This is a genomic window from Acinetobacter sp. YH12235 (assembly GCF_013417705.1).
In the GTDB taxonomy this organism is placed as follows: domain Bacteria; phylum Pseudomonadota; class Gammaproteobacteria; order Pseudomonadales; family Moraxellaceae; genus Acinetobacter.
In genome coordinates, this window is sequence record NZ_VPDL01000025.1 from 48,789 (window position 1) to 54,788 (window position 6,000).

The 6,000-nt window shown below is 39.3% G+C and carries 9 protein-coding genes; all 9 read left to right on the plus strand.

Going from position 1 to position 6,000, the window contains the following annotated elements; genetic code table 11:
- The first annotated feature begins 67 nt into the window (after window positions 1–67).
- Window positions 68–496 (plus strand): 50S ribosomal protein L13, encoded by a 429-nt coding sequence (rplM, locus tag FTV13_RS12545; protein WP_004785249.1) that lies wholly within the window; start codon window positions 68–70, stop codon window positions 494–496.
- Window positions 497–508: 12 nt separating this feature from the next.
- Window positions 509–895 (plus strand): 30S ribosomal protein S9, encoded by a 387-nt coding sequence (rpsI, locus tag FTV13_RS12550; protein WP_004785251.1) that lies wholly within the window; start codon window positions 509–511, stop codon window positions 893–895.
- Window positions 896–1,229: 334 nt separating this feature from the next.
- On the plus strand, window positions 1,230–1,898 hold the full coding sequence (locus tag FTV13_RS12555; RefSeq protein ID WP_180012198.1) for a glutathione S-transferase N-terminal domain-containing protein: 669 nt from the start codon (window positions 1,230–1,232) through the stop codon (window positions 1,896–1,898).
- Complete coding sequence (locus FTV13_RS12560) at window positions 1,891–2,319, plus strand: ClpXP protease specificity-enhancing factor (RefSeq protein WP_034704105.1); 429 nt, start codon at window positions 1,891–1,893, stop codon at window positions 2,317–2,319. The genes FTV13_RS12555 and FTV13_RS12560 overlap by 8 nt, the downstream gene beginning before the upstream one ends.
- Window positions 2,320–2,337: 18 nt before the next feature.
- Window positions 2,338–2,985 (plus strand): hypothetical protein, encoded by a 648-nt coding sequence (locus FTV13_RS12565; RefSeq protein ID WP_180003890.1) that lies wholly within the window; start codon window positions 2,338–2,340, stop codon window positions 2,983–2,985.
- Window positions 2,986–3,439: 454 nt separating this feature from the next.
- Window positions 3,440–3,766: a roadblock/LC7 domain-containing protein gene (locus tag FTV13_RS12570; protein WP_302700654.1), complete on the plus strand. Its 327-nt coding sequence runs from the start codon at window positions 3,440–3,442 to the stop codon at window positions 3,764–3,766.
- Between the two features lie 87 nt (window positions 3,767–3,853).
- Window positions 3,854–4,831, plus strand: a complete 978-nt coding sequence (locus tag FTV13_RS12575; RefSeq protein WP_180012200.1) for a hypothetical protein — start codon at window positions 3,854–3,856, stop codon at window positions 4,829–4,831.
- Between the two features lie 14 nt (window positions 4,832–4,845).
- Window positions 4,846–5,388 (plus strand): ATP/GTP-binding protein, encoded by a 543-nt coding sequence (locus FTV13_RS12580; RefSeq protein WP_180012202.1) that lies wholly within the window; start codon window positions 4,846–4,848, stop codon window positions 5,386–5,388.
- 10 nt (window positions 5,389–5,398) lie between these two features.
- A complete protein-coding gene (locus FTV13_RS12585) occupies window positions 5,399–5,812 on the plus strand; it encodes a roadblock/LC7 domain-containing protein (protein WP_004785266.1) in 414 nt (137 codons plus the stop codon).
- The last annotated feature ends 188 nt before the right edge of the window (window positions 5,813–6,000 follow it).

A 6,000-nucleotide genomic window follows, 5' to 3' on the forward strand; every position in this document is an offset into this window, starting at 1 on the left:
AGAATTCGGTCTCCTTTTGTTTGGACAGCTTCCATAGTCCAAACCAACTATAATAGGTAGTGGTTTAATGAAAACTCTCAGCGCTAAGCCAGCTGAAGTTCAACACGACTGGTACGTTGTTGATGCTTCTGGCAAAACTTTAGGTCGTCTCGCGACTGAAATCGCTCGTCGTTTACGCGGTAAGCATAAAACTTCTTATACTCCTCACGTTGACACTGGTGATTACATCGTTGTTATCAATGCTGAGCAAGTTCAAGTGACTGGTAACAAATCACTTGACAAGAAATACTATCGCCATACTGGTTTCCCTGGTGGTATTCGTGAAACTAATTTTGAAAAATTAGTTGCTCACAAACCAGAAGAAATTTTCCAACGCGCTGTAAAAGGCATGTTGCCAAAAGGTCCTCTTGGTTATGCAATGATCAAAAAAATGAAAGTGTACGCTGGTACTGAGCATCCACATACTGCTCAACAGCCACAAGTTTTGGACATCTAAGGGATACAGCACATGGCTACTAACTATGGTACAGGTCGCCGTAAGACCGCAACTGCACGTGTTTTCCTATCTGCTGGTACTGGTAAACTCGTAATCAACAACCGTTCTTTAGAACAATACTTCGGTCGTGAGACTGCTCGTATGGTTGTTCGTCAACCTCTAGAACTTCTTGAAGCGACTGAGAAATATGATCTTTACATCACTGTTGCTGGTGGTGGTATCGGTGGTCAAGCAGGCGCTATCCGTCACGGTATTACTCGTGCACTGATCGCTTCTGACGAAACTCTTAAACCTGCTCTTCGTCAAGCTGGTTTCGTTACTCGTGATGCTCGTGAAGTTGAACGTAAGAAACTTGGTTTACGTAAAGCTCGTAAACGTCCTCAATTCTCTAAACGTTAATTCGTTTACCGAATCGGACAAAAAACCCTGGTTTATTCCAGGGTTTTTTTATGGTTTTAAAATGACCACTTAATATTATCTTTATTGTCATTGTTCATGCACATCCTTACCCCATACTCCTTCATGACACCAGAAGGATTTGGTCAGATAATAATTCGCAACACCGATGATAATAAACAGAATGATTAAGCCGAAATTCATGATCATGTTGTTCTGCTCCTTTCATTTTTTTCTCTACTCTACCCTGCCTTAGTCCAATTGGCTTTTTATGCTTCGTGCTTTTTAGGTTGATTTTTAGTATCCTAGTCTATTCATTAGAACTTAATCAGGATTTATGTCAGTCGAAAGCGCGCCACTTCAAGGACTCACCTTATATAGCCATGCCGATGACTTTCGTTCCCATTGGATTCGCTACGTACTTGCCGAAAAGCAGATTAAATATAACCTGATCCTGGTCGGTAGTGATGATGAAGATCTGGCCAGCCTCAATCCTTATAACCAGCTGCCCATGCTGATTGAAAATGATTTAAAATTATTCAATACCAGCATCATTTCCGAATATATAGACGATCGTTACCGCCAGAACAAGCTCTATGCAGATGCTCCCATGCCTCGTGCGGAACAGCGACAATATATCTGGCGTTTTGAAAATGACTGGCTCAAACTGGCCGATATTATGCTATGTCATCCGGATACTCTGGATACTGCAGCCAAAGTGAAGGCTCAAAAACAGTTGCATGATATCCTGATTTCATTAACGCCCCTGTTCCAGCATTTCCCTTATTTTATGTCGGAACATTTCAGCATCTTGGATTGCATGCTGGCTCCCATTTTCATTCGACTTAAAAGCATGGGAGTAGAATTACCTCGACAACAATGTCGTCCATTTTATTTATATTGCCAGCGAGTTTTTAGCCGTCCTGCATTTGCAAAATCCATGACCTTGCAGGAAAAAAACCGCTACCAAGAGCAAATCAAACCTGTAGAGAAACATCATGTCTGAACAAGAATTCAACTTAAGTCCTACCCGTCCCTATATGGCACGTGCAATCTATGAGTGGATTTGCGATAACAATATGACGCCTTATCTGCTGGTCGATGCTACACGTCCAAACACCATGGTACCCGAGCAGTTTATTAAAGATGGCCAGATTGTCCTGAATATTGTGCCGCATGCAGTTCATGCGCTGAATATGGATAATGAAGCCATCACCTTCTCAGCACGTTTTGGTGGTGTATCACGTGATATCTATGTACCGATGGCAGCAGTCCTCGGGATCTATGCACGTGAAAATGGTCAAGGATTATTCTTTGATCCAAATGAATATGAGCATACACAAAGTGATGAAGATGCTTTAAAATCAAGCACTGAAGAACAGCCTGAGCCCGCAAAGAAAAAACCAACCCTAAGGTTATTAGATTAAAAATAATGGAGTAAGTGAATGGCTTTTGATTTAGTACAATATTTTGTTGAACAGATAGAAACTCAAAAGCCTGAGCTTCTACAAGGCTATACAAAAGAAGAAAGACGTAAATATATTTCAGAAATCAATGCTCTCACTTTAGGCAAACTGATTAGCGAATGGCGTAACAATCCGCAAAAAATATATAATGAAATCAAGCATCCAGATAAACTTTATATTCTGGAAATCGCCCGTCACCTGACTACCCGAGTGGAAAACAAGTCAACTTTACCGAAACCCGAGCTGGAGCAGCTCACGTCTGAAATTTTCCATTTTCAGCTGACTGAATTGAAGCAGTTACATGATACTGGCAATCATAATCAGACCAGTATCCAAGAGCTGTTGAAAGGACAAATTGAACATTTGTCTGGGCAAGCAGATGATTGGGTTTGGACAACAAATAACCTAACAGAACTCAAAGGCTCTAAACCAATTCATGAAGAAGAGCTATCATTAGAAGCATCAATGAAGGAGTTTAGCCAAATGGTTCATCAAAATAGCCAGCATCATGATGTTGAAGAAGTTGCTGTTGTAGAAACACCAACCTGGGCAAAAATCGTTGAGCCAGTGGTTGCGCTTGCGATTCTTTGGGTATTGATTGAAGCAGTATTACGCGTATTTGCATAACTACTTCAACCTCAAAAATTTAGTTTTACTAAAAGCCAATGAGATATTGGCTTTTTTTATTCTTTAAATTTATCAGGGAATGAAGTGAATCTATTTTTTCAACTGAAATTTTTACCTAATTAGTTCCATAATCCATTCAAAATATTTTGTTACATCTTTTAGATTAAGATGAGATTATAGATCAAAAAATAATCACAGAATCATTTCACATATCATTAAATAAAAAGATAAATGCATCACATAATTAAAAAGTACAAGTTAAAAATTAAAATCCAAAGTAAGCCATTAAATTTTATATGGTTTTTACTTCAATTGTAATTTACTCCCCCATTTTTATAATGAATTTGAATGAAAAAGATAATATTTGAACTTCATCAAATACAACTAACGCATCAACTATTTTTATAACAGGGAAATAATTATGGCTAAGGTAACCTAAGATACACTTACAGACATTGATGGTTTCGTTGCTGCAGCATTAGCTGATGGTGAAAGCGGCTTGGCTTTAGCAACTCAAGGTGGTGGCAATATCGATCTTGAACTCGCAGCAGCCGGCAATACAGAAGTGATTCGCGCAAAACGCCGTGTAGCGAATTCATTAAATCTGAATGACTCGATTGAAGATATTCTGATTACGCTGGGCAAGCAATATCATCTCATTCGCCCACTCGAAAAGAATAACAATGTATTCCTGTATCTTGTACTGGATCGTTCTAAAGCAAACCTGGCTATGGCTCGTCATGAGCTTAAATCTTTTGAACAAGGTTTAGACTTTAGCTAATACACAGTTTTCCCCTTTATTTCATGCAATAAAGGGGATCCTTATGCGCTTCACCCAATAAAATATAAACTTTAATCGAGACTTAAAATGCATAGGCATTATATTCATATTGGAATAGCAGGTTTAAGTATTCACGATGCAGATGAACTAAAAAAAACTTTACAACACATCATTCCTGACCATTTTATCCTGCAATGGAACACTGCTTCCGATCCTCATCTCGATTGCCTGTTTGTATATGAATACTTTCTTGAAACAGAGGGTATTCAACGTGTTCTCAAAAACCAAAAATGCCCTTATTTATGCATTTCTAAAAATACTCAATACTCGAACCAGATTATAAATAATACGCTCGCTTTACCCCTGCAAAATACACAAAATCTCAAGCACTGGTTTGAGCAAAACGTCCTAAATTCAGAAATTACCTCAGAAATAGAAGAACCTATATTTTCAGCCCCCGTTCAGAGCCAGGAATCTTCTAACCATCCTTACACCATTAACTTTTTTAAAGAGATGCTGCATCCTGAAAAAGGTAAATTACATCTCTATGATCAGCATGGCACCATTGCCATTATTGACTCAGCAAAAAACCTGGCCTGGTTAAACAAAGACCGGGCTGAAACTGGCACAGACTTTTCTTTTCAATATGACTTCGCATCTACTAGCGACCTCTTAAAAGTGACACGTAGAGAAACGCAGATTCTCCAAGACTGGTTATGGAATTTTTTCTGGAACTCGCCTAGTTTTGCTCAGATCGCACCTGAAGATGATCACTATAAAATTCACTACTGGCCAAAGCTGGCTCATTCGCTGCATAAAAAACGTATTTTTCAGATATCTGCCTGCTTTATTCAAGGCGCTAAAATTTCAAAAATTGCTGAGCAACATGCGATTTCCTTACTTACGCTTCGACAATTTATCGCAGCCAGTATGGCTTCGGGAAATATTGAAAAAATTAATGCTTGGGAAAGTCGCTATCGCACCACTGAGCCAGTTGAAAGAATAGAACAGCAAAGTTTCATTAAAAGCTTTTTTGGAAAGCTTCGATTTAAATTTGGATTTTAATAAAGTAAATACTTATGATTTTACAACAATATAAAATCGTTTTTGCGGGTTCCATGGGTGCAGGTAAAACAGCCGCAATACGTTCCTTATCTGATATACCAGTGCTACTCACTGAGGCACTGAATACTGACGACCGCAGTCATTCAAAAATGGAAACCACGGTAGGAATTGATTATGGTGAAATTACATTAGAAGATGGAACCAAAATTGGCCTGTATGGGACGCCTGGACAAAGCCGCTTTGACTTTATCTGGCCTGTCATCTGTCAAGGCGCACTAGGTGCTATTATTCTCATTGATCATACAGTGAATGATCCGATCCAGGAACTGGAAAGCTATATCGAAGTATTCCAGGAATATACCAATAATATTGCCATTGGGATTACGCATAGTGATCTTGAAAGCCCTCATTTTATCCAGATTTATAAGGACTGGCTGATCCAGCAGGATCTCTATACCCCCCTCTTTTTTGTAGATGCTCGTCAAAAAGACGACATCTTGCTTCTCTTAGAAGCCCTCATTACTTCAATCGAAGTCAACCATAACCTCATGAGCTAAGGATTAAAGCATGCTTACTATACAAGAAAGACGTCAAGCTCCCGAAGCCCTCGTTCAGCATGCCAAACAGCAAATTCAGGAGATCATTAGCAATGTTCGTGGCGTATATTATGTAATGGTCTGCTCAACAGATGGGTTTGAATTGGCCACAATTCATAAGAAAGACAACTATAACAATAGCAAGCTTGCTGCTGTGAGCAGTTCGATTTTAGCGATGGTTTCTGCATTTACTAAAGAGATCCATCTTACTGGCTGTCAGAGTATTACTTTGGATGCAGAAAATGGAAAAGCCATTTTGACAGCAGTTGCAGCACCGAAACACCCTCTTATTCTGGTCACTTTAGCTGAAAAAGACATTTTATTGGGTCAGGCCCTGTATATGCTGAAGAATGCCACACAGTCCATTATCGCTGCAGATCAATAATAACTAGATTCAAAAAGGCTTAAATTTATTTAAGCCTTTTTCTATTTCATCTTTATTTCACGCATAAAAAAAGCCCCCTGCATGAGCAGAGGGCTTTTGGAATAATGAGCTGGCGATGACTTACTCTCACATGGGAGACCCCACACTACCATCAGCGCTAAGAGGTTTCACTTCTGAGTTCGGGAAGG

Excerpts from the sequence above, each read along its gene's own strand:
- FTV13_RS12580 (WP_180012202.1), top strand. The coding sequence starts at position 4,846 with ATGATTTTACAACAATATAAAATCGTTTTTGCGGGTTCCATGGGTGCA.
- rplM (WP_004785249.1), top strand. The coding sequence starts at position 68 with ATGAAAACTCTCAGCGCTAAGCCAGCTGAAGTTCAACACGACTGGTAC.
- FTV13_RS12555 (WP_180012198.1), top strand. The coding sequence starts at position 1,230 with ATGTCAGTCGAAAGCGCGCCACTTCAAGGACTCACCTTATATAGCCAT.
- rpsI (WP_004785251.1), top strand. The coding sequence starts at position 509 with ATGGCTACTAACTATGGTACAGGTCGCCGTAAGACCGCAACTGCACGT.
- FTV13_RS12575 (WP_180012200.1), top strand. The coding sequence starts at position 3,854 with ATGCATAGGCATTATATTCATATTGGAATAGCAGGTTTAAGTATTCAC.
- FTV13_RS12560 (WP_034704105.1), top strand. The coding sequence starts at position 1,891 with ATGTCTGAACAAGAATTCAACTTAAGTCCTACCCGTCCCTATATGGCA.
- FTV13_RS12585 (WP_004785266.1), top strand. The coding sequence starts at position 5,399 with ATGCTTACTATACAAGAAAGACGTCAAGCTCCCGAAGCCCTCGTTCAG.
- FTV13_RS12565 (WP_180003890.1), top strand. The coding sequence starts at position 2,338 with ATGGCTTTTGATTTAGTACAATATTTTGTTGAACAGATAGAAACTCAA.